The organism is Thermostichus sp. MS-CIW-30 (genome assembly GCF_054058015.1).
This window is the reverse complement of the sequence record NZ_JBSRZW010000037.1, coordinates 1-20,766: the sequence shown is the minus strand read 5'-3', so window position 1 is coordinate 20,766 and position 20,766 is coordinate 1. Positions and strand designations below refer to the sequence as shown.

17 protein-coding genes, 1 pseudogene and 1 riboswitch are annotated in these 20,766 nt (G+C 58.5%); of the genes and pseudogenes, 5 read left to right on the top strand and 13 right to left on the bottom strand.

Going from position 1 to position 20,766, the window contains the following annotated elements; all coding sequences use genetic code 11:
• Positions 1 to 218: 218 nt before the first annotated feature.
• Positions 219 to 1,313: a hypothetical protein gene (locus ACVWXW_RS13115; RefSeq protein WP_457404155.1), complete on the top strand. Its 1,095-nt coding sequence runs from the start codon at positions 219 to 221 to the stop codon at positions 1,311 to 1,313.
• Between the two features lie 422 nt (positions 1,314 to 1,735).
• On the opposite strand, the gene ACVWXW_RS13110 is transcribed toward ACVWXW_RS13115, so the two are convergent.
• From ACVWXW_RS13110 to ACVWXW_RS13075, 8 genes and pseudogenes are all read right to left on the bottom strand, one after another.
• Positions 1,736 to 2,872 (bottom strand): aminotransferase class V-fold PLP-dependent enzyme, encoded by a 1,137-nt coding sequence (locus ACVWXW_RS13110; RefSeq protein WP_457404157.1) that lies wholly within the window; start codon positions 2,870 to 2,872, stop codon positions 1,736 to 1,738.
• Between the two features lie 270 nt (positions 2,873 to 3,142).
• Positions 3,143 to 4,768: a peptide chain release factor 3 gene (locus ACVWXW_RS13105; RefSeq protein ID WP_457404154.1), complete on the bottom strand. Its 1,626-nt coding sequence runs from the start codon at positions 4,766 to 4,768 to the stop codon at positions 3,143 to 3,145.
• Between the two features lie 303 nt (positions 4,769 to 5,071).
• Positions 5,072 to 5,872: a hypothetical protein gene (locus tag ACVWXW_RS13100; RefSeq protein ID WP_457404153.1), complete on the bottom strand. Its 801-nt coding sequence runs from the start codon at positions 5,870 to 5,872 to the stop codon at positions 5,072 to 5,074.
• A 33-nt stretch (positions 5,873 to 5,905) separates the two neighbouring features.
• Positions 5,906 to 6,706 carry a ParA family protein gene (locus ACVWXW_RS13095; protein WP_414351212.1) on the bottom strand — a complete coding sequence of 267 codons (801 nt, stop codon included), beginning with the start codon at positions 6,704 to 6,706 and terminating at the stop codon, positions 5,906 to 5,908.
• Between the two features lie 158 nt (positions 6,707 to 6,864).
• The gene (locus tag ACVWXW_RS13090; RefSeq protein ID WP_457404151.1) at positions 6,865 to 8,049 is read right to left on the bottom strand and encodes a pyridoxal phosphate-dependent aminotransferase; all 1,185 of its coding nucleotides are present in this window, start codon (positions 8,047 to 8,049) and stop codon (positions 6,865 to 6,867) included.
• A gap of 57 nt (positions 8,050 to 8,106) precedes the next feature.
• On the bottom strand, positions 8,107 to 8,709 hold the full coding sequence (locus tag ACVWXW_RS13085) for a hypothetical protein (RefSeq protein WP_238376736.1): 603 nt from the start codon (positions 8,707 to 8,709) through the stop codon (positions 8,107 to 8,109).
• Between the two features lie 61 nt (positions 8,710 to 8,770).
• Entirely contained in the window at positions 8,771 to 9,682 is a 912-nt protein-coding gene (locus tag ACVWXW_RS13080; RefSeq protein WP_457388007.1) for a cell division protein FtsX, read from the bottom strand.
• 93 nt (positions 9,683 to 9,775) lie between these two features.
• Positions 9,776 to 10,378, bottom strand: a pseudogene (locus ACVWXW_RS13075) (ABC transporter ATP-binding protein); the annotation flags it as partial.
• Between the two features lie 146 nt (positions 10,379 to 10,524).
• Positions 10,525 to 10,729: riboswitch (cobalamin riboswitch) on the top strand.
• A gap of 466 nt (positions 10,730 to 11,195) precedes the next feature.
• Between ACVWXW_RS13075 and metE the strand changes: the two are divergent.
• A complete protein-coding gene (metE, locus tag ACVWXW_RS13070) occupies positions 11,196 to 13,460 on the top strand; it encodes a 5-methyltetrahydropteroyltriglutamate--homocysteine S-methyltransferase (protein ID WP_011433481.1) in 2,265 nt (754 codons plus the stop codon).
• A gap of 177 nt (positions 13,461 to 13,637) precedes the next feature.
• Here the strand turns inward: metE and ACVWXW_RS13065 are convergent, their stop codons facing one another.
• Together ACVWXW_RS13065 and ACVWXW_RS13060 are read right to left on the bottom strand one after the other, a co-directional pair.
• Complete coding sequence (locus ACVWXW_RS13065) at positions 13,638 to 14,324, bottom strand: cell division ATP-binding protein FtsE (protein WP_011433482.1); 687 nt, start codon at positions 14,322 to 14,324, stop codon at positions 13,638 to 13,640.
• Between the two features lie 195 nt (positions 14,325 to 14,519).
• Positions 14,520 to 15,239 carry a WecB/TagA/CpsF family glycosyltransferase gene (locus ACVWXW_RS13060; RefSeq protein ID WP_457404149.1) on the bottom strand — a complete coding sequence of 240 codons (720 nt, stop codon included), beginning with the start codon at positions 15,237 to 15,239 and terminating at the stop codon, positions 14,520 to 14,522.
• Positions 15,240 to 15,517: 278 nt separating this feature from the next.
• Here ACVWXW_RS13060 and ACVWXW_RS13055 point away from each other — a divergent pair, with 278 nt between their 5' ends.
• The 3 genes from ACVWXW_RS13055 to ACVWXW_RS13045 all read left to right on the top strand — a co-directional run bounded on the left by ACVWXW_RS13055 (position 15,518) and on the right by ACVWXW_RS13045 (position 17,262).
• On the top strand, positions 15,518 to 16,183 hold the full coding sequence (locus tag ACVWXW_RS13055; RefSeq protein WP_457404147.1) for a DUF4439 domain-containing protein: 666 nt from the start codon (positions 15,518 to 15,520) through the stop codon (positions 16,181 to 16,183).
• 170 nt (positions 16,184 to 16,353) lie between these two features.
• Positions 16,354 to 16,740, top strand: a complete 387-nt coding sequence (locus ACVWXW_RS13050) for a plastocyanin/azurin family copper-binding protein (protein ID WP_457404145.1) — start codon at positions 16,354 to 16,356, stop codon at positions 16,738 to 16,740.
• Positions 16,741 to 16,749: 9 nt separating this feature from the next.
• A complete protein-coding gene (locus ACVWXW_RS13045) occupies positions 16,750 to 17,262 on the top strand; it encodes a hypothetical protein (protein WP_457404144.1) in 513 nt (170 codons plus the stop codon).
• 5 nt (positions 17,263 to 17,267) lie between these two features.
• Here ACVWXW_RS13045 and ACVWXW_RS13040 read toward each other — a convergent pair whose 3' ends face one another.
• The 3 genes from ACVWXW_RS13040 to ACVWXW_RS13030 all read right to left on the bottom strand — a co-directional run bounded on the left by ACVWXW_RS13040 (position 17,268) and on the right by ACVWXW_RS13030 (position 20,335).
• The gene (locus ACVWXW_RS13040) at positions 17,268 to 17,519 is read right to left on the bottom strand and encodes an RNA-binding S4 domain-containing protein (protein WP_414347935.1); all 252 of its coding nucleotides are present in this window, start codon (positions 17,517 to 17,519) and stop codon (positions 17,268 to 17,270) included.
• Positions 17,519 to 18,925: an NAD-dependent succinate-semialdehyde dehydrogenase gene (locus ACVWXW_RS13035; protein WP_457404142.1), complete on the bottom strand. Its 1,407-nt coding sequence runs from the start codon at positions 18,923 to 18,925 to the stop codon at positions 17,519 to 17,521. Before ACVWXW_RS13035 ends, ACVWXW_RS13040 begins: the two co-directional genes overlap by 1 nt.
• Before the next feature lie 129 nt (positions 18,926 to 19,054).
• A complete protein-coding gene (locus tag ACVWXW_RS13030; protein ID WP_457404140.1) occupies positions 19,055 to 20,335 on the bottom strand; it encodes a serine hydrolase in 1,281 nt (426 codons plus the stop codon).
• Positions 20,336 to 20,766 lie beyond the last annotated feature (431 nt).

Sequence of the window (20,766 nt, the reverse complement as noted above, 5' to 3'; positions counted from 1 at the left end):
CTTGGCTCATAAGTTCATTGTACTTCATCAAAGCGCATTCCTCCCGGCACTGACCCTACGGGTACAGTGCGGGGCTCCTGCGATTTCTAGCTGAACCGAGGCTCACGGTATAGTGGTTCAGGCGAATCCGATGAGTGCAGAGGGATCCCTGCCCATCCTTCAACCTAGTCCGGTTGGGTCGAACCCTCGCCAAGGTGTCTGTTGTGGAGAGGAGATGAATGCTGAAGCCAAAGCGTGCCTGCCGGCCCCTGCTGCCGACTTGTGGGGGCTCGGATTCCCCCACCGCAAAAGGTTGCCCTGCTGTAGCTTATATAACTTTGGCGCTCTTGGCGCTCAGCTTGGTCGGTTGCGGCGAGGGAACAACTCCCCTGGGCCCACTGGAAAATGTCTTTCTGCGGGCAGATGATTTTGAAATTACAGGGGGATCCCCGGCAGCGGGCGCAGTGGGGCCCTACCTACAGTTCAACATGCGGCGGCAGCGGGATAACCAAATCCTAAATCGCCCCCTTAATGTCTATGTGGACAATGCCGGGCTGGCAGAAAGGCGGAATCCCCTTTTGGATAACCAAAACCGTCCTATTCTCTTACAGCGCTCGGTGGCCTTCTTGGGCAATGGGCTGGATCTGAACAGAGATGGCCAGCCGGATCTGCCCCCCAAAGAACCCCCCAACTTCACCAGTGGCCCGCTGCTGCCCTACACCCCGCCCAATCAGTGGCAAAGCCGGGCTGCCCTTGCCTATGTCCCCGGACAGGCCAATATCCCCGGACGGAGTCCCAGCGACCGCTTTGGCATCTACTTTTCTTCCATCCTGCCCTACACCGGGCAGCTTCGCTTTCGCGCCCGCGACGAGCTGGGCAATGCCTTTGCCCGCACCTTTGAGGTCACCTACCCGCCGGCAGCCAGCCGCGCCACGGTCACGGTTACCTTGGCCAACCTCACCGCCACTGCCCAAGAGCCGGTTCTCATTGCCATTTGTAACCAGTTGGGAGCTGCTGCCGTGGTGGGCCTGCGGAGTGGCACGTTCACCGAGCTGGTGGATCTCCTGCCGGCCCCAGGGCTGCCGGTGGATCCCACCTTGAGCGAGCCCATCCGCTATGTGGCCGAGGCTTATCAATTTAACCGCGATCGAGCCGTCATCCGCGTTTCCCAGAATCCCACGGATCCCAGCCGCATGAGCGTTCCTCTACTGGGATTTGAAGGGACAACCGGTCGGGCAGATCTGACGCTGGTGAACTCCGCAGGGGATCGGCTGACTTGCTTCAACGATCGGCTTTCGGATCTGCGGGATACGTTTTCTGACTTTTTCAGATAGTCAATTCAAATAGCAATGAGACACTGGCCAGTAGAATAGTCCGACTCGCAAAAGCAGGCCTTGTCACTTCATCAACAGAAGTTCCTCCATCTGCATGCATCCTTGCCCTCTTGAAAGCACTGCGGTCGCTTCAAACTAGATTGAGACGCTCCCCAAGCGTTCCGCGCTGCTTTTACCGACTCCCATACCCTTCCCTTCCGCTGTATGACCGGCTTTGTACGTCTGTGGGTCTGCTCCCTTCCTGGACATGCCCTACGACTCTCTCTCAGGTCAAGGCTTCTTTCTGAGGTCTACTGGCATGCCATCCTACCTGTAACGTCATCTCATCCTCAACTGAATTGACCATAGATCTGGAATCGTTTTACTGGTGTGCGAAGCAACTATACTTGCAATGTCGTGAAAGCGGCTCAACCGACAAAACCTCAGGGCAGATGCTGCAAGGCCAGCGCCAACTGTTCGTACTCTGCCAAACGGTTGTAGACCTGGGCCGAGATGCGTACCCAAAGCTGCCCGGCGAAGGGGATGATCGGAACCTCAATGCGGTACTTGTACCAGAGGTAATCGTGAAGCCGACGGGCGCGCTCCTCAAGAGGAAGCTCAGGGATCCACTGCTGCCAAAATGGCGGCAAGGGTAGGGTGGCCATAAAGCCCAACATCTTTTCGGGGGCGGGCGGGATCCCCTCAAGAGCCTCCAAGAGCAACTGCCGCGCCTGCAGCAGCAGAGTGTGGTTGTGCTGACGGATGTTGTCCAGTCCCACCCCTTGGATAAACGCCAGGGCTGCTGAAATGGCCAACCAAGCGCTGGGATCCCGTGTGCCCACCCAGTCGAACTCCGCTGTGAACCCTTGCCCATAGCCGTGGGAGATCACCGTAGGATGAGTTTGGGCCTGTCGATAGGGGGCCACCCACAAAAAGGCACAGCCTTTCGGGGCAAACAGCCACTTGTGGGCATTGCCGGTGTACCAATCGGCTCCTAGCTTTTCCAACTCCAAGGGGAGAACTCCGGGGGCATGGGCGCCATCCACCAAAACCGGGATCCCGCGCTCCCGACAGAGGCCGATCAGCTCAGGCAGGGGGTAGATCAGAGCCGTAGGCGAGGTGAGGTGATCCAACACCGCCAGGCGAGTTTGGGGAGTGAGGATGGCCTCGAAGGCCGCGATAACCTGCTCTGGCCCCGCAATGGGGAAAGGGATCTGCGCCTCAACTGGGATGGCTCCCCACTGGGCACAGATGTACTGCAATGCCTGACGAACGGCCCCGTAACCGTGATTGGTGCAGGCGATCTGATCCTCTGGCCGGAACCGCAGCGAGCGCAAAACGGCATTGACCCCGCTGGTGGCATTTTCCACAAACACCAAATTTTCGGGTTCGGCCCCGACGAAATGGGCCAGTTCTGCTGCCGCCGCCCGCAAGGCTCGAGGAAGTTCCTCTCCCATAAACTGCACCGGCTGAGCCTCAAGGCGTTCCCGCCATACACTCTGGGCCTGCAACACCTTTTTCGGGGTCGCGCCGTAGGAGCCGTGATTCAAAAAAACGACCTGCGGATCCAGTTCCCACAACGAGCGTTCGCAAAGTGGCGCACAAGCACTGAGGGCAGAGCTAAAGCGAGGAGAAGTGGATCCCATATTGGAGAAGAAAGGCATGGTTCACTCCCTCTGTCCCTGGACGATGCAGGAAAAAGATGGGGGAATTGCTGCGATCTGTGTGAGGGGTTTGCTCAGAAATCCGAAGATATCAACACCTATCAACACCGCTGATGTGGAGACCAATGGCATCTCGACTGAATGTCGGAACCTAAGGCTCTTTGAGACGGATTCTCTTAGGTTGATCTATTGGCCGTCACCCAATTCTGGGCCGAGATCCGAGAGAGGGGCAATTTTGCTGAGCTTGATTTTAGAGTTGCTGGCAGCAAATTGCTGTAAAGTCCACTCGTTCTTAAACAGAAGAACGGGCCTGTCTTGAATGTCTTTAACAACTAGGGTGTTAAACAAGCTGGGAATATTCTCCAGCGCCTTCCAGCCGTTCTCGACCCAGCGAGCCAGTGTGTAGGGCAACATCTCCAGTCGGGTTTCGACGTTGTATTCACTTTCAAGGCGATACTGCAAAACCTCAAACTGCAACTGGCCCACCGCTGCCACAATCGGATCCCGTTTGGAATCGTCGATAGAGTACATGATTTGTACAGCCCCTTCTTCCCGCAGTTCCGCTACCCCTTTCTGGAACTGCTTAAACTTGGAAGGATTGGGATTCTTCAAGTAGGCAAACAGCTCAGGAGAAAAGCTGGGGATCCCGGCGTAGCGCAGCTTCGGGCCGGTGTAGATGGTATCCCCAATGGTGAAGATGCCGGGATTATTCAGGCCGATCACATCCCCAGGGTAAGCTTCATCGATGGAGATGCGCTCTTGAGCAAACAACTTCTGGGGATAAGATAGACGAATGGGACGATTGAGGCGGGCATGGTTGACCACCATATCCTTCTCAAACTTGCCGGAACAGATGCGCACAAAAGCAACGCGATCCCGATGGCGGGGATCCATGTTGGCCTGCAGTTTAAAGACGAAGCCCGTAAACTCAGGATGTTCGGGCGGGATCAGTCCGGCAGTGCTCTCGTGAGGCATTGGCGGTAAGGAATACTCCAAAAATGCATTGAGGAAAAGCTCCACCCCAAAATTGGTCATGGCACTGCCGAAAAAGACCGGGGTTTGTTTGCCAGAATGCACCTGTTTTAGATCCAAGGTGGGCATGAGACCATCCAGCAGTTCCAGCTCTTCCTTGAATTGGTAATACAAGTCCTTGTCGATCAACTCCTCAATTTGCGGATCCCCAAGTTTAATAACGGTATCTTGAACTCTTAGCCGCCCCCCAGATACCCGCTCAAAGAAATGAAACTCCTGAGTTCGGCGGTCAAATAGCGCAGTAAACCGCTCGCCTGAGCCAATTGGCCAGTTGACAGGATAGGGCTTGAGGCCCAGTTCTGTCTCAATTTCATCCATCAGCTCCAAGGGATCCCGGCTTGGGCGATCCATCTTGTTGATAAAGGTAAAAATCGGTAGTCCCCGCATCTGACACACTTCAAACAGCTTGCGGGTCTGGGTTTCCAACCCTTTGCCGGCATCTTCCAGCATCACGGCATTGTCAGCCGCTGCCAGGGTGCGATAGGTGTCTTCGCTGAAGTCCTGGTGGCCGGGAGTATCCAGCAGATTGAGACGAATGTTGCGGTAATCAAATTGCAGGACGGTAGAGGTGATGGAAATACCCCGCTGCTTTTCCAGTTCCATCCAGTCGGAAGTGGCCCGCTTTTGCGCCCGACGGGCCTTCACAGCTCCCGCTTCTTGAATGGCCCCCCCGTACAACAGCAGCTTTTCGGTGAGGGTGGTCTTCCCGGCATCGGGGTGGGAAATGATGGCAAAGGTACGCCGTTGCTCTACAGCTTTGGTCAAATCAAGATCTTTCATCAACTGTTGCCGCTCCACTACAACCTGGTCGTTTTAAAGAAGATGACGTTGCAATGCTGTCCCCTAAACGATGGGAGAAATAGGGAGAAGATAGAAAAACAAAAGTGAGAAGTAGGGTGAATAATGCACTTGATGATAATGGGCTTGGGTTGCCGCCAGGTAGCGAGGGGGAGAGAGCACAGGCCGAAAAGCGCGAAAAGCCAACAGAACCATTTTGACCCTAGCACAGGAACAGGGATCCCTGTTGTCTGGCATACTGGCGGAGATCTTGAGGGGGAATTTCCCAGGCCAACCGGCCAGAACTCAAAGCAGATGCTGCTCGTTGTTGTTGCGCAACGCTGACGTGAAGAGCAGTTGCTCAATCGTGGCAATGGTGAAGTTTTGGCTGATCACCAGCCGCTCGACGCGAATGCGGTGGGCTTGCAGGAGGCAATCTTGCTGCAAGGGCTTGGGCAATTGTTCCCAATGATCCAGCAGGACTTCCAGCAAAATCTCGCCCGGTAGCCCGGTGGCGCTTTCCAGGGATCCCAGCTTTTCTACCCTCTCGGCAGACCATTTGAGGGTAAGCTTTTGCAGGCCCAGTTGTGCATCCAGAGCCTCGCGGGGATCCGACTGGGCAGTGTGCCCATGATAGGCGCCATTGCGGCGAACCCCATTGCCGGTGCCGGCGGTAGCAGGGGGCAAAAGCTCGGCTGGCCCTTCGGTTGGCGGTGGAGTACCGGCCCATTTGGCCGGACTGACCTGGGGTGGGGAGACAACCCTTTCCACCTCGACCGGAGCGGGCGACAAGTTGGACAAGGGATCCGCATCCCGAGAAGGAGCTTCAGGTGTGGAGAGCACACTGGCCAGGAGAGGCATCCGTCCTGCGTCTGGTGGGGTTGTGGCAACCTGGCACAGAGGGGACGAGGCGGCGGCAGATGGATCGGGCTCAACATCTAATGCCGCAGGGTGAGGCAGATCCAGGGAATCCGTCCCCCTGTTGTCCTCTGGACGGTGCGGAGCCTCAACGCCATCGGCAGCCGTAGGTGCAGGTTCCATCGGCTCTGGCTGCTTATTCACCCCCATGCGCGAGAGCAGATCCGCCTTGGTGGGGCCGGTGGGCAATTTTTTTTGGGAGGCTTCTTGGCAGTAGCCATGTTAGCGGGCCTCCAGCACAGCCTTGAGGATCTCGCGATAAGGTTGGGCCAGGAGATCTTCCCCTGCCTCCGCCAAGGACCAGCCCATGCTGTTGGTTTGCTGCACCACTGTACTTTGCCGCACCGGCGTGAAAATGGGGATCCCTTGCATCATTTCCGCCAAGGCTTCCACCGCGGCCCGCGACATTTTGGTGCGGTTGTTGCCCACCCACTGTTCCCGTGTGGGGAGCACCCCCAAAAACTTGGGCACATGAAAATCCAGCTCTTCCAATTCTTTCAACAGCACCAGGGTACTTAGGGCCCCCATCACCCCCTTTTGGGTACACTCCGTCGGCACCACCAACAGATCGGCGCTGAGAATGCTGTTGTAGGTGAGCAACCCTTTCGAGGGGGGGCTGTCGATGACCAAAAAGTCATACTCCGGCAAAATCGGTCGCAAAGCCCGCTTCAAAAACAGCTCCCGCCCCGGCTCCATCACGATCGCATCCATAGCCCGCGAGAGACTGTAATCGCTGGGGGCCAACCACAGCCGCTCCTGGCGATCCTCATTCAACGGCGGACGGATAATCTCCCGAATGTGAACCCGATCCGCCCCCGGCAAAATCGTCTCGGCAATGGTGGCCGACTCCGACAGATCCGTCCAGCCCATCCACTGGCTCAGGTTGCCCTGTGGGTCAAAGTCAACAGCCAGCGTCTTGCCATGCTCGGCCAGCATGATGGCCAAGTTGAGGGCGGCTGTGGTCTTTCCGGATCCCCCACTCAAACAGGCAACGGTGATGACAAGCGCCGTTCTGCCAGACATGAGTTATCCCCTCGTAGCCCATCCCCTAACACTATAGCTAGGGTTAAGCAACAGTGTTCACACTTCAGGTAGGGATCCCGCCGCTGGGAATGGCCTACAGGGATCCAGCCGCTGGGAGCTGAGCTTCCTCAGTTCTTTTCGATCCTCGGATTGAATTCTCAGAGGGAAGACACAAACCGGTGCAGCCGCTGCAGCCCTTTTTCGAGGGTGGTGCGATTGGCAGCATAGGAAAGGCGAATGTAGGAATCTGCCCCAAAGGCTACCCCCGGCACAGCAGCCACGTGGTGTTCCTTGAGCAGCTGCCGGCAAAACTCCACCGAACTTAACCCGGTTTGGCCGATGTTGACAAACACATAAAATGCACCTTCTGGCTCCGGGCAAGTCACCCCCGGCAAGGTGCGGATCCCGTCCAGCATCAGATCTCGCCGCTGCCAGAATTCTTGGCGCATTTTTTCCACAGCTGCTGCCGATAGGGGGCTGGTCAGGGCTTCCAGAGCACCGTACTGGGCGAAGGTGCAGACATTGGAGGTGCTGTGGCTTTGCAGGTTGATGGCCGCCTCGATGATGGGCTTGGGCCCGGCCAAGTAGCCCACCCGCCAGCCGGTCATGGCGTAAGCTTTGGCGAAGCCACTGCTGAGAATCAGGCGCGGCATCAAGTCAGGGCAAAGGGATCCCAGGCTGATGTGGCGGGCTTGTCCATAAACCAGCTTTTCGTAGATCTCGTCGCAGATCACGTACAGATGGGGGGCGGAGAGGATCACCTCTGCCAGAGCTGCCAGCTCGTGCTGGTGGTAAACGGCTCCGGTGGGGTTGGCCGGCGAGTTGAGAATCAGCAGCTTGCTGCGGGGGGTGAGGGCCTGGCGCAGTTGGGCGGCGGTGAGCTTGAACCCCTGGGCCTCTTCCGTCTGCACCTGCACAACCTTTGCCCCTGCCAAAATGGCAATTTCGGGGTAGCTGACCCAGTAGGGAACAGGTAGGATCACTTCATCGCCGGGATCCAGCAGCACCATGGCCAGGTTAAACAGGGTTTGCTTGCCGCCGTTGCTGATCAGGATTTGGTCGTGGCTGAACTCCAGGCCGTTTTCCTGCCGCAGCTTGTCGGCCACTGCTTGGCGAAGAGCGGGGAGCCCGGCAGTGGGGCCGTAACGGGTTTTGCCCTCTTCCAGAGCACGGATGGCCGCGGCCCGAATGTGGTCAGGTGTATCGAAATCCGGCTCGCCTGCGCTCAAGCTACACACATCCAGCCCCTCTGCCTGCATGGCTTTAGCCAGAGCCGAAATGGATAGCGTGGGGGAAGGGGATAGATGGGCGACCCGTTGGGACAAGCCGGCAGCAGACACCATCGGTTGGGAAGCTCTTTGGTTTATTTTAAGGTTCTCAAGCGGGGCCAATCTAGACAGCTAGGCTACTGCGGTCAACAGGCGGGTACCATCCACCAACAGCAGTTTGTTGCCCTCTCGCTCTGCCAACAGATCCCAAAACTCGCCCGCCACAGCTCCGGGCAAGAACCCTTCCAAGCGCAATTGCAGAGGAGCAAATTGCTTGGTTCCCTGGGGCTTGCGCCGCACGGTCACCTCAACAAAGCCATCGTGGGGCTCGACAATGCCGCGGATGTTAAAGCCTTCCTCTGTGTCCTCAGGGGCAGGCAAAAACGGTTCTTCTTCCCACTCTGGGTCTTGCTCCTCTTCCGGCAGGGCCAGGATGCGGATGATGCTCAAGCCCAAAGCCCCCCCTGAACGCGGCTGCGGCTGCACGTAGTACCAGTAGGTATGGCCGCTCTTGATGCAGTGCTCGAAGGGGCCGAGAAGCTCGGCGCGTCCGGGGGTAGCCGGATATTCTGCTCCGTCAGAGGCAACCAAGGTTGCCTGCGCATAAGTCTTGGGGATCGATTTCAGGGATCCCTTAATCAGGCCCAAAGCGCGGAACTGGTAGGGGTGGGCGGGAGGAGGCAATGGGTTCATGGCGGCCAGATCTTGGAAAGCCAGGGAAGTAGAGTCCATCATCTTATCCTATGGCGATCCTCAGATTGGAATATCCAGGGCTTTCCTCAGCATCGCCTCCAGCTCATCGCCCTGCCGACTTGCGCACCGCGATCAAGCTGCTGGTGGTGCCCAGAAAAACCCCCATCCCCAACAACATCGACGGCAAGAGCCAAAACTCCAGTTGGCTGCGATCTGCCTGCATCACCTTGAGGAAGGGCAAGGCAATCAACTGCTCCAGCAGCTCCTGCAGCAACTGCTGGGATCCCAAGATCAATCCCCAAGCTCCCACTGCGCTGATCACCCCAAACAGGCACCCTTGCAAAATAAAGGGCAAGTAAATCCAGGCTGCCGTCGCCCCCACCAATTGCATCACCTCGATCTCCCGCCGCCGCGCCATGACGATGAGGCGAATGGTGGTGGTGATGACCGCCACCGCTGTCAGGGCCAACACGCCGGTAATGGTCAGGGATCCCAGCCGTAGCATGTCCTGGAGCTGGGCCAGTTGCTCCACAATGCGGTCGCCGTAGTAGACCTCATCCACCCCTTCCAGTTGGCGAATCTGCTCCGCCACTTCCCCCAAGGCTTCGGTGGAATCCGCCTTAACCCGCAGAGCATCCACCAAGGGGTTCTCCCCCAACTGGGTTTCCATGGCCGCCTCGTCTTGGATCCCCATCTCGATCAAGAGGGTGCGCCAAGCTTGGTCTTTGGTGATGACCTTCACCTCGGCCACATGAGGCAGTTGGGCAACCTGGGGTTGCAGCTCCACCCCCTGTCGTTCCGGCTCCAGATAGACGGAGATCTCCAGTTGTCCCCCCAGAGACTGCACCGTTGCATCCACACCCCAGGACAGCTCAACGCCGATCCCCACCAGGAACAGCAACACCAGCAGGGTGCTCACCGCAGCCCAGTTCAGCCAGCCCCCCCGCCGCAACCCCAAAAAAGTCTCCTGTAGGAGATAGCGGATTTTATTGAGAAATCGGGAGAGAGATTGCATGCTGTTCTCCATCCAACAATCAATGGGCTCAGACCCTTGCCCCCTGGAGCTCAACAGAGCCTGTGGAGAGCAAAATAGGGATCCCGGCAGCCCTCAGCGCAGATCATACAGGCGCCCTCCCTCCATGCGCACCACCCGGTGGCCGGCCCGCTCCACCAGATAGGGGTCATGGCTGGTCATGATGACGTAGCGGCTGCAGAGCCGTTCCAGGAGAAAGCGATCATGACTGATGACCAAAAGCCCCATCTGATGTGCCCGCCCATAGGCCAAGACAGCTTGCCAGATCAGGGCTTGGGTATTGGCGTCGAGCATGGCTGTCATCTCATCTGCAATCAAATAGCGAGTTTGTGGGTTGAGAACCCGGGCGATGACAACCCGCTGCAATTCTCCCCCGCTTAGCTCATGGGGATAGCGGTTGAGCCAACTGGGGGAAATGCCTAAGGTGTGGAGAACCTCTGGCTGGGGAGGAGGCCCTTCCCGCAAGACCTGAGCTATGCGCCAGTGGGGGTTAACGGCCTGCTCTGGATGTTGAAAGACAAGCTGCACTGGACAGTACCCTCGCCGAGGCAAAGGCTGCCCTGTCACACTCACCCGACCTTGGCTGGGGGTAAGGTAGCCCGCCAGCAACTTGGCCAGAGTAGTTTTGCCAAAACCAGAGGGAGCCATCAGCCCTACGACTTCCCCAAGTTCTACTTGAGAGCAATGCAGGGGGGGAGGATGCTTAGAGGATTCCGATGACTTCCTGCAAGACCGCTGGGTGAAAGGTGAGGTCTGGTAGCTCCAAAGGCTGCTGGCTTGGTGATGATTGAAGCACTCTACTCCCGTCTCTGAACTTCGTGATACGATGTAGCTCAGCTATCGGTTCTGACGGGGATCAGCCGCCAGAGGAAACGGGGAAAGAGCAGTGAGAATCTGCCGCTGTCCCGCAGCTGTGATCCGGTTTAGGAGAAGTTCTGCAGCAAATCTCTAGAGTCATTCGCTGCCGATCCAGATCTTGTCCCCCAAAACCGTGTCAGTCAGAATGCCCGCCGATGGTTTTTCTAAACTTCACAACATCTGCGAGGTACAGATGGTAACTGTCTTGGCTTTAGCTCGTTTCTGCTTTCGTTATCCTGAGCATTTTCCCGGCGTTGCTCCCACAAGCTTTCGGTACTCCTCAGCAGTAGAAATAAGTCCAAGAACCCAAGCAAGACTCTGAGCCAGTTGGCCGGGAGAGAGTAAATTTTGGGTGCTGTTGCACCAAGATCTATCAAGATCTATCAAGATCTACAGCCCGCCTACGCGAAGGAAAGAGTGAGATGTCAGGCTTCCTGACTTCAATTGGTGGCTGGCAAGTAGCCACTGCGATCGCTGGCTGCGTTGAGTATCTTTTTTGCGCAAAAGGCAGTGTTTTGTTGGGGTTCCAGAGGCAAGAGAGGAACAGCCGGTTTCTTCCTTGGCGGGCGGGATCCCAGTTGAGGGCGAATTGAACGCAGGAAAATTAGAAAACTCAGTATTTGGGATGGCACACAACATGACTGCACAAACCATGACATTGGGGTATGCCCGCATGGGCAAGCGCCGCGAGCTCAAAAAAGCTTTGGAAGGCTTTTGGAGTGGTGCCCTAGGGTCAGAGGCTCTGCTGGCTACCTTTTGGGATTTGGAGACTCAAGCCTGGCAGACTCAGCTACAAGCTGGGATTGATCACATTGCGGTAGGGGATCAGACTCTCTACGACCATGTACTGGACTGGGCCACCTGGCTGGGGCTGATCCCCTCTCGGTTCCGAGGTCTGTCGGGTTTAGACCGCTACTTTGCCATGGCGCGGGGGCGGGAGGGCCTGCCGGCTTTGGAAATGACCAAGTGGTTTGACACCAACTACCACTACTTGGTACCCGAAATTGAGCCGGAAGCCGATCCCAGTCCTAACTTTGGGGATTTTTTGGAAAGAGTTCGGCGGGCCCAAGGGATCCTAGGGGAGCGCACCAGCCCCGTTGTCCTCAGTCCAGTGACTTTGCTCTGCCTTAGCCAGCGATCTGGGGATCTGCGGGCGGACTTGGAAAAGCTCCTTCCTCTGTACCGGGATCTCCTCCAGGAGTTAAAACAGCTGGGGATCCCAGAAGTCCAGATTCACGATCCCATTTTGGTTACCAGCCAGGGAAGTGGCCTGCGGGAAGCTGTGGAAATGAGCTACCGCCAGTTGGCAACCGCCGGGATCCCTGTCCACTTGGTCACCTACTTCGATGACCTGGGGGAGACTTACCCCTGGGTGGTGCAACTGCCGGTGGCCGGCATTAGCCTTGACTTTACCCGTGGCCACACCCTGGATCTGGTAAGAACCTATGGCTTTCCGGCTGACCAGATCCTAGGTGCTGGCGTAGTGGACGCTCGGAATGTCTGGAAGGTTCAGCCTGAGACCGTCTTGGCCAGCCTGCGGGAGCTGCAGGGGGTAGCTCCCAACCTACGGGTGCAGCCTTCCGCTTCGTTGCAATTTGTGCCCCACGACGCTGCTCTGGAAGCCCAGTTGCCAGAACCCCTCAGAAATGTCCTCAGCTTTGCCGAACAGAAGCTGGCCGAAGTAGCTCTCCTGGCGCGAGCCCTCAACGGCGAAGACACTGCTGCCCAGCAGGCGGAAATCCAGCAGCAATGGCAGAGCTTTGCGCAGTTTAGCCCCCCCAACCCCCAAGTGCGCCAGGCTTTGGCCAACCTCAAGCTCCAGGACTTCGAGCGATTCCTGCCCTACGAGCAGCGCCTAAGTCGGCAGGTTCAGCTACCACCTTTGCCCACCACCACCATTGGCTCCTTCCCCCAAACTCCAGAGGTGCGGCAGTGGCGAGCTAAGTACAAAAGAGGGGAGGTTTCGCAGGCGGAGTACGAAGCAGCCATTGACGCTGAGATTGCCAAGTGCATCCGCATTCAAGAAGAGATTGGCCTGGATGTGTTGGTGCATGGGGAATTTGAGCGCACCGACATGGTGGAGTACTTTGCCCAGAAGCTGGAAGGCTTTGCCTTCACTGAACACGGCTGGGTGCAGAGTTACGGCAGCCGCTGCGTGCGCCCTCCCATTCTCTACGGCGACGTGGTTCGCCCCCAACCCATGACAGTGCGGGAATTCCAAGTAGCCCAGTCCCACACCCAAAAGCCGGTGAAAGGCATGCTCACGGGGCCAGTGACTATGCTCAACTGGTCCTTTCCCCGTGTTGATATTCCCCGGCGGGAGCAGGCTTTGCAGATTGCCCTGGCCTTGAGAGCCGAAGTGGCAGATCTGGAAGCGGCTGGAGCGGTGATGGTGCAAGTGGATGAGCCGGCACTGCGGGAGGGGCTACCTCTGAAAAAAGAACGCTGGCCAGAATACCTCAGCTGGGCAGTGGATGCCTTTCGCCTAGCTACCGGCGGGGCCAAGCCGGAAACCCAGATTCACACCCACATGTGCTACTCAGAGTTTGGGGACATCATCGAGCACATTGAGCGGCTGGATGCCGACGTGCTTTCCATTGAAAACAGCCGCAGCAACAACAAAACCCTGCTGCAAATTGCCCAGGCTGGGTATCGTCACCAGGTGGGCAACGGCGTTTACGATGTCCACAGCCCTGCGGTGCCGAGCGTTGAGCAAATCCTGCAGCAGCTGCGCACAGGACTGGCCCACTTGCCTGTGGAGCAAACTTGGGTTAATCCCGATTGTGGCCTCAAGACCCGCCGCTGGGAGGAGGTGATCCCCGCACTGAAAAATATGGTGGCTGCCGCTCATCAGCTAGGGGAGGAGCTTCTGGAAACCCAACCTGAGGGTCTGCGCGAGTAAGGCCCACGACCCGCTGATGTAACTGGTCGGGCTGGCTTGACAAGTCGCCGCGGGCGGTGCCGCTGTTGTGCTGATGCGGCTGGCTTAGGGCCTACGGTCTGCTGATGCAACCGGCAAAGCTGCTCTCCGGGATCTCAAAAAGCTTGTGAAGAGCAAAGTAGGGATCCCAGCAGACCCTCAGCGCAGATCATACAGGCGCCCTCCCTCCATGCGCACCACCCGGTGGCCGGCCCGCTCCACCAGATAGGGGTCATGGCTGGTCATGATGACGGTCACCCCAAAGGAATTGAGCCGCTCCAAAATCTGGAGAACCAAGAGGGAGTTTTCCGGATCTAGGTTTCCTGTTGGCTCGTCCGCCAGCAGCAGCACCGGCATGTTGACAATGGCACGGGCCAGGCTAAGGCGCTGCTGTTCCCCCCCCGAAAGCTCATGGGGAAAGTGATCTCGCTTTTCGGTCAGCCCCACCATCTTTAGGGTCGGCCCGATGCGACGGCGGATTTCTGCGGGGGACAGCCCTTGGGCGCGCAGCACGAAGGCCACATTTTCTGCCAGGGTGCGGTTGGCCAGAAGGCGATAATCTTGGAAAACCACCCCCAAGCGCCGCCGCAACATGGCCAGCGGACGCGGTGGGATGCGGTAGGGTCGCCGCCGCCCTTCAGAAGAAAAGAGACAGACTTGATCGACGATGACCGTGCCCTCGGTGGCCTGTTCCGCCCCGTAGAGTAGCCGCAGCAGGGTGGACTTGCCCGCCCCGGAGACCCCAGTTACGAACACAAACTCGCCGCGGCGCACCTCCAAGTTCACATCCTGAAAAATTAAGTTGCCGTTGGGAAAGACTTTGCTCACGCCCCGCAAGGACACCATGCTGGCCGGGGTTTCCAGGGATCCGGATTGGGTGCTGCTGTAAAAGCCCAGGGTGGCCTCTGGATGGGCTGGGGCAGGGGGATGAGGGGTCGGAGCCGTACCCGCCCAACGGTGTAAGCGAGGAGGATAGCCGATGTGCTGACCGATCATCATGGCAAGCGCCTACAGAGAGAAGAACGAGGGAGCGCCAGCAGACTAGGGGCGCAAACGAGAAGAGGGATCCCACAGCACTCGCCAGACAAAGCTGGGCAGAGCTAACATGCGTCGCCAGCGCCAGGGTTCCTGATAGAGACGATACAACCATTCCAGGTGATGGTCACGCCACCAACGGGGCGCTCGCCGTTTTTGGCCGGCCCAAATGTCCAAGCTGCCCCCCACCCCCATCCAGATGGCTTGGGGCAAAAGGGGACGCCACTTTTGGATCCACAGCTCCTGCCGCGGGGATCCCAGCCCCACCCACACCAGTTGCGGTCGAAATTCCTGGAGAGCTTGCAGAAGCTCTTTTTCTTCCTCGCTAGAGAAGTAGCCGTGGTAGCCCCAGAGGGCCAAAGCAGGACACTGGGCTTGCCAATATCGAATTGCTGCCCGGTTGACTTCCGGCCTTCCCCCCACCAGGGCCAAGCGCCACCCCCGTTCTGCCGCCAACGGGATCAGGGTTTCTGCCAGCTCGATCCCCGGCACCCGCTGGACGCGGATCCCCTGCCGCCGCAGGGCCCACACCACCCCAATGCCATCGGGGATCACCAGCTCCGCCGCTTGCAGCACCTGGGCAAAGGCGGGATCCCGCTGCGCCTGCATGATCATTTCCGGGTTGCAGGTGACCACTTGAGCGCCCTGCCCCTCCCGAATACGCGCCTCAATCCAGGTGGCGTAGCTCTGTAGGCTGGCCTCCGGCAGAGCAAGGTGCAGGTTCACGCCCAGAATCGCATGGATGGATAACGACACTACCGACCGAATGCTGGCCCCCACTGGAGCCGTTGGACACGCTTTTAAGATAGCCCGGACCTTCTCCCAGAGGGAGAGGGGAGTTCGAGGAGGCATTTCATGGCTATTTGACCACGAAAATCTCTTCCCTCAGGCATCCGCGGCGGCATCCACGGCGTATCTCCATCAGACCAGGCCGAGAGGGAATTGCCCGACCAAGAGCAAGTCCCTGAAGGTTGGTTGCCATCTTTCGAGACAGGAGACTTGAGATGAAGACTGCAAAGACTCCCTTCGCTCTGCCTCACTTGGCTGCCGAATGGGATCCCAGCCCTGCAACCTCCCGCCGCAGCTTGTTGTTGGCTGGTTTGCTGGCGGGCGTAGGTGGAGCAATTGGATTGCGCACCCTGCCCGGTGCCGCCCAGTCCAACACTGCCGACATCGCCATCCTCAACGCGGCCATTGACTTGGAACAGCAGGCAATCTGGGCCTACAAAACCGCTGCCGGCAAGTTGAGCAACACCGAGGTGGGCAAGATCGTGTTGGAAGTGGCCACCAAGAACCTGAAGGATCACGAGCAGCATCGGGATCTGCTGGCGGGCGCCGTGCGGCAACTGGGAGGGATCCCCTCTCGGGCCCGGGATAGCTACGACCTTTCCACCTACATCGACAACAAAGAAGGCAATCTCGACTCCGATGCCAACATTGCCAAGCTGGCCCTGGCTCTGGAGTTTGATGCAGCCTTGGCTTACAACGACGCGTTTACCCAGCTTTCCAACAAAGACCTGGTGGCTGCCGCCAGCACCATTGGCCCCAACGAAGTTGCCCATGCCACTGCAATCCGGGCCGTGTTCCACAGCCTTGATCCCAGCATTCTGGTGGTGCCTGCCCCCTTTGTCAGCGCCGAGACTCGGGAGCGCTGGATCCTGAAGGTGTAGAGCTGTTGGTAACCCCTGCCGGCGATGAGGCGATGATCTGCAAAGCCTTCCAACGTCCTCTGTAGGACTTGGGGCTTGGAGATCCAAGTGCTCTGCACTGCTGTCGCAATCGCCTTCTTCTGAGCGCCTCAGCCTTTGTTCTCTTCCTAAACCTGTGTGGAGAAAGTCCTATGCCGATGACGCGGCGGTTGCTGTTGCTCAGTGGGCTGGGATCCCTGCTCAATGCGGGGGCTATCTTGGCTGTGGATCGGTGGCGACAAGCCAGCTCTGTTGCGGGGCGAGATCCTGTCGAGGCAACGGCGGAAGCAGAGGTGATCATTCGCGGGTTTCAATACCTGCCCTCGGAGGTTACCCTCAAGCGGGGGGGCAAGGTGACCTTCACCAACCTGGATTCCACCCCCCACACGGCTACTCCCATAGAGGGAGCGCAATTCCAAGGAACGGGACGGCTGAGGCGCAACGAGAGCAAAGCAGTGGCTTTCGAAGTGGCCGGCATCCAGGACTATTTCTGCGAGATCCACCCCAGCATGGTGGGCCGTATTGTCGTCGTCGATTAGGTGGAGGCCATGCAAACCCCTCTTCCCTTCTGGAACATTTGTCGGCGGGTGTACCTGGTTTGGGCCATTCTTCTGGGGATGGGGTTCGCCGCCACCCAGTTTCACCAAGAGGCCAACATCAACTGGCTGTGGTTGGTGATTTCCCTGGTTGGCTTGGGCTACATGGTGCGGCAGACCAGGCTGCCGGAGTTTCGAACAGCCGGACTGGCCCACCTCTACTTTGTGGGTTTGGTGTGGACGTTGGTGATCGCCCAGGGCATGATCCTCTCGGTGCTGCCCTTTGTCGGACGTACCCCTTTGGCAGCCTTGGGCCAGTATTTGGGGGTGTTCTGGCTGTGGCAAATGGGGCTGGGCCACTGGCTCAACGGCCTGGTGGATCCGCCGCGTCTCCCCTACTGGATCACCGGTGGGATCCAGATCCTGGCCGGAGTTGCCTGCCTGCTGTGGGGGCTGGAATGGCAGTTTGCGGTGGCAGGGGGAATCGGGGCCTTGGCCATGCTTCTTTTGATCCGGTTGCACTGACCCGTTCACTGATCTGACTTTGGGGTCTTATCCAGGCGCACTCGCCAAACTCCACCTCCCACGGCCACTTCATCCCCAGGGCGCAGCTTGCGTCCCCGCCGGGTTTCCACCTCACCATTCACCCGCACTTGCCCCGCTTGGATGAGCTGCTTGGCCTGCCCGCCGGTGGGAACAACCCCCGCCAGCTTGAGGAATTGATCCAGCTTGATTACAGGATCCGTCGCCGGCTGGGGATCCCTTTGAGGAGTCTCCGCCATCACTTCACCCAAAAGGTTTTGACATTTACAAATTCCAGGATCCCTTCCCGGCTCAGTTCCCGTCCATACCCTGAGCGTTTGATGCCGCCGAAGGGAAGGCGCGGGTCGGACTTGACCATGCCATTGATGAATACGGATCCCGCCTCCAGCTCCTCCAGCAGGCGCTCTTGTTCCTCTGGATCGGTTGTCCAGGCGCTGGCACCCAGGCCAAAGGGCGTGTTGTTGGCCAGCTCAATGGCTGCCGACACATCCGGGACGGTGAACAGCAGCGCCACCGGCCCGAACACCTCCTGGTGGGCCACCGGATGATCCGGGGGGATGTCGCTCAGGATTGTGGGCGGGTAAAAATTCCCTCCCCAGGGGGAGCCACCGATATGGACTTTGGCTCCTGCTTGCACCAAAGCCTGCACCTGTCCGTCCACCTCTTGCAGGATGCTGGGGGTAGCCAGAGGCCCCACGTCCGTTTGCGGATCCAAGGGATCCCCCACCTTGAGCTGGCGAAATCGCTCCGTCATGGCAGCCGTGAAAGGTTCGGCGATAGCCCTGTGTAGGATAAATCGTTTGGCGGCAATGCAGGATTGGCCGTTGTTGATCAGACGGGCCGTGACCGCTGTGGCAACTGCTGCCTCCAGATCGGCGCTGGGCAGCACGATGAAGGGATCGCTCCCTCCCAGTTCCAACACCGTTTTTTTCAGATATTGACCGGCCAAACGGGCCAGGCTGGAGCCGGCGGCTTCGCTGCCGGTGAGGGCGGCCCCCCGCACCCGTTCATCCGCCACCACCTCTGCCACCTGGGCTGCTGTGATCAGCAGGGTTTGAAAGACCCCTGGCGGAAATCCCGCCTCCTGAAAGATCTGCTCTAGGGTCAAAGCCGATTGGGGCACGTTGGAAGCATGTTTCAGCAAGAGGGTGTTGCCCGCCATCAGGGCTGGGGCGGCACAGCGAAACACCTGCCAAAAGGGAAAGTTCCAGGGCATCACCGCCAAAATCACCCCCAGCGGCTGGTAGCGGATCCCGCTGCGGCTGGCATCGCTGGCGTTCGCGTAAGCGTTGCGTAGCAATATGGAGCGCTCGGCCAAGAATCCCTCTGCCTCCTCGGCATAGTAGCGACAAACCCAAGCGGATTTTTCCACTTCCGCAACGGCAGAGGCCAAGGTTTTGCCCATCTCCAGGCTGATTAGGCGGCCAAACTCCGCTTTGCGCTCCTCCAGGATCCCTGCCACCCGCTTCAGCCAGGCGGATCGCTGAGCAAACGGGATCCGACGATAGCTCTGAAACCGCTCGTGGGCTTGGGCAATACAGCTTTGGATCTGCCCAGCGTCGAAAACGGGGTAGCGAGCCAATTCCTCTCCGGTGGTGGGGTTGATGCTGACCAGGTGCCCCTTCGCGTAAGCGTTGCGTAGCAATATCGTTTTCCCTCAACGCCTGTTTCTCCACTCTGGCATTTGCGCTCTGCCTGGAATAGTGCTCCGCACTGCTACTGCGTTCGCGTAAGCGTTGCGTAGCAATATGGAAAGATTTGTGGAGTGGAAGACTTAGCGTTCCAGGCTGCCCATGGAGTCCTTGGCCGTTGGATCCTCGGGAGCAGACCAGAACTCGTAGGCTGCTTGCGACAAGCTGGCGATCAGCCCTTCGGCTCTGGGATCGTTGGGGGTTTCTCGCTTCACCCACACCGCCGCCACATAGCGCCGCCCGTTGGGCAAATCCAGGATCCCGGCATCCCCCACCACGGAGCTCAAGGTTCCCGTTTTGTGGGCAATGCGCACCTCTTGAACCAAGTTGGGCCGGAAATAGGAGGGCCGTTGGGTGCGCCAGAGAATGTCCAGAAAACGGTCGCGGCTGCGGCGGCTGAGCATGCGCCCCTGTTCCACCTGGCTGAGCAGCCAAACCATGTCGCGCGGGCTGCTGGTGTTGGTGCCTTCCAGATCCGGTAGCCACCAAGAAATTTGCGTGTGTTGTAGTCCCCACTGGCGAAATTTTTGGTTGAGAGCCTCCTGTCCACCCAGGCGATCGATGATCAGATTGGTGGCGAAGTTGTCGCTGAGGGTGATCATCAGGGTGGCCGCTTCCAAAGCAGAAACCTGGGATCCGAGGGGTCGGGTTTGCAACACACCAGCTCCCCCTCCCTTGAGATCTTCCCGCAGAGTGAGCCTCTCATCCAGCCGCACCTGTCCGGTTTCCACAGCCTGGAAAAAAGCCAAGAGAATGGGGATCTTGATCACGCTGGCGGCAGGAAAAGCCTGATCCGGCCTAACCCCGGCAAAGGCGCCGGTTTCCACCTCCCAGAACAGAGCCCCTGCCGTCAAGCCCGGTTGGTCGGCCAAAGCGGCCAAGCGCTCCTGCAAAGCCGGGATCGCTTCTCCCGGCAGAATGTTACTCGGGAATGCCGACGGGGGAGGATCCCCAAGCTGCGTCGTGGCCTGTTCTATCCGGCCAGCGGTGGTCGATTGCAGCAGTTGCGAGAGGCCCGCCATTGTCAGGCCCAGGATGAGACTTAAGCTCAGTCCCCTGAGCAACACTTGCCCGAGAGATGGAGAACGTCTCAAGCGGCGAGGCCGGGCAGCCCGTTGGCGCAGACGAGCAATGGCTTTCTGGCGAGCAAGACGCAGCGGTTGAGGAGGGGAAACCAATAGGGATCCCCTGGGGGCAGGAAGCAGGCGACCAGATCCCGTTCGCAGCTTTGACTCCGCCGGAGGTGGGACGGCGTTCTTGGCAGGTTGTGGAGGGCGGCGGGGATCCCGCGACTTCTCTGGCAAAGGCCTACGGCCCGCTAGCGCGGATGGATCGGTGCCTTTCTTCTCCCTTGCTCTGGTCATAAGAACGATTGCCTTAACACCATACTTCTGACAGACACTGCTGGCAGTTTCACCGACTCCACCCCGGTGAGCTTGGCTTAATTAAACCCACATTAAACCCACAAATTGGCCAACCTGCCCTGACCTAGATTGCAAAACGCCCATCAAACCGTCCTCGCGACACGAAGCCTAGCAACAACCCCGCCAAAGGCAGGATGAGTCCCTGTTGCCAGAGCATCCACTCGGAGTCGTTTTAAAAACTTAGGTTGATCCGTGACCCCCCTTTCCCTCTGGAAGAGGGGCTGGGAATAGTCGCGGAAGCGGCGCGGAGCGCTTTTGCCAAGTCCAGGAAAACCGTCAGCTAGAAATCGCAGGAGCCCCGCACTGTACCCGTAGGGTCACTGCCGGGAGGAATGCGCTTTGATGAAGTACAATGAACTTATGAGCCAAGT

Bases quoted from the DNA above. Each gene is read 5' to 3' on its own strand.
- ACVWXW_RS13090 (WP_457404151.1), bottom strand. From the start codon at position 8,049: ATGGTGTCTGCTGCCGGCTTGTCCCAACGGGTCGCCCATCTATCCCCT.
- ACVWXW_RS13055 (WP_457404147.1), top strand. From the start codon at position 15,518: ATGAAGACTGCAAAGACTCCCTTCGCTCTGCCTCACTTGGCTGCCGAA.
- ACVWXW_RS13105 (WP_457404154.1), bottom strand. From the start codon at position 4,768: ATGAAAGATCTTGATTTGACCAAAGCTGTAGAGCAACGGCGTACCTTT.
- ACVWXW_RS13085 (WP_238376736.1), bottom strand. From the start codon at position 8,709: ATGATGGACTCTACTTCCCTGGCTTTCCAAGATCTGGCCGCCATGAAC.
- ACVWXW_RS13045 (WP_457404144.1), top strand. From the start codon at position 16,750: ATGCAAACCCCTCTTCCCTTCTGGAACATTTGTCGGCGGGTGTACCTG.
- ACVWXW_RS13050 (WP_457404145.1), top strand. From the start codon at position 16,354: ATGCCGATGACGCGGCGGTTGCTGTTGCTCAGTGGGCTGGGATCCCTG.
- ACVWXW_RS13065 (WP_011433482.1), bottom strand. From the start codon at position 14,324: ATGGTGTCCTTGCGGGGCGTGAGCAAAGTCTTTCCCAACGGCAACTTA.
- ACVWXW_RS13040 (WP_414347935.1), bottom strand. From the start codon at position 17,519: ATGGCGGAGACTCCTCAAAGGGATCCCCAGCCGGCGACGGATCCTGTA.
- metE (WP_011433481.1), top strand. From the start codon at position 11,196: ATGACTGCACAAACCATGACATTGGGGTATGCCCGCATGGGCAAGCGC.
- ACVWXW_RS13095 (WP_414351212.1), bottom strand. From the start codon at position 6,706: ATGTCTGGCAGAACGGCGCTTGTCATCACCGTTGCCTGTTTGAGTGGG.
- ACVWXW_RS13115 (WP_457404155.1), top strand. From the start codon at position 219: ATGCTGAAGCCAAAGCGTGCCTGCCGGCCCCTGCTGCCGACTTGTGGG.
- ACVWXW_RS13030 (WP_457404140.1), bottom strand. From the start codon at position 20,335: ATGACCAGAGCAAGGGAGAAGAAAGGCACCGATCCATCCGCGCTAGCG.
- ACVWXW_RS13080 (WP_457388007.1), bottom strand. From the start codon at position 9,682: ATGCAATCTCTCTCCCGATTTCTCAATAAAATCCGCTATCTCCTACAG.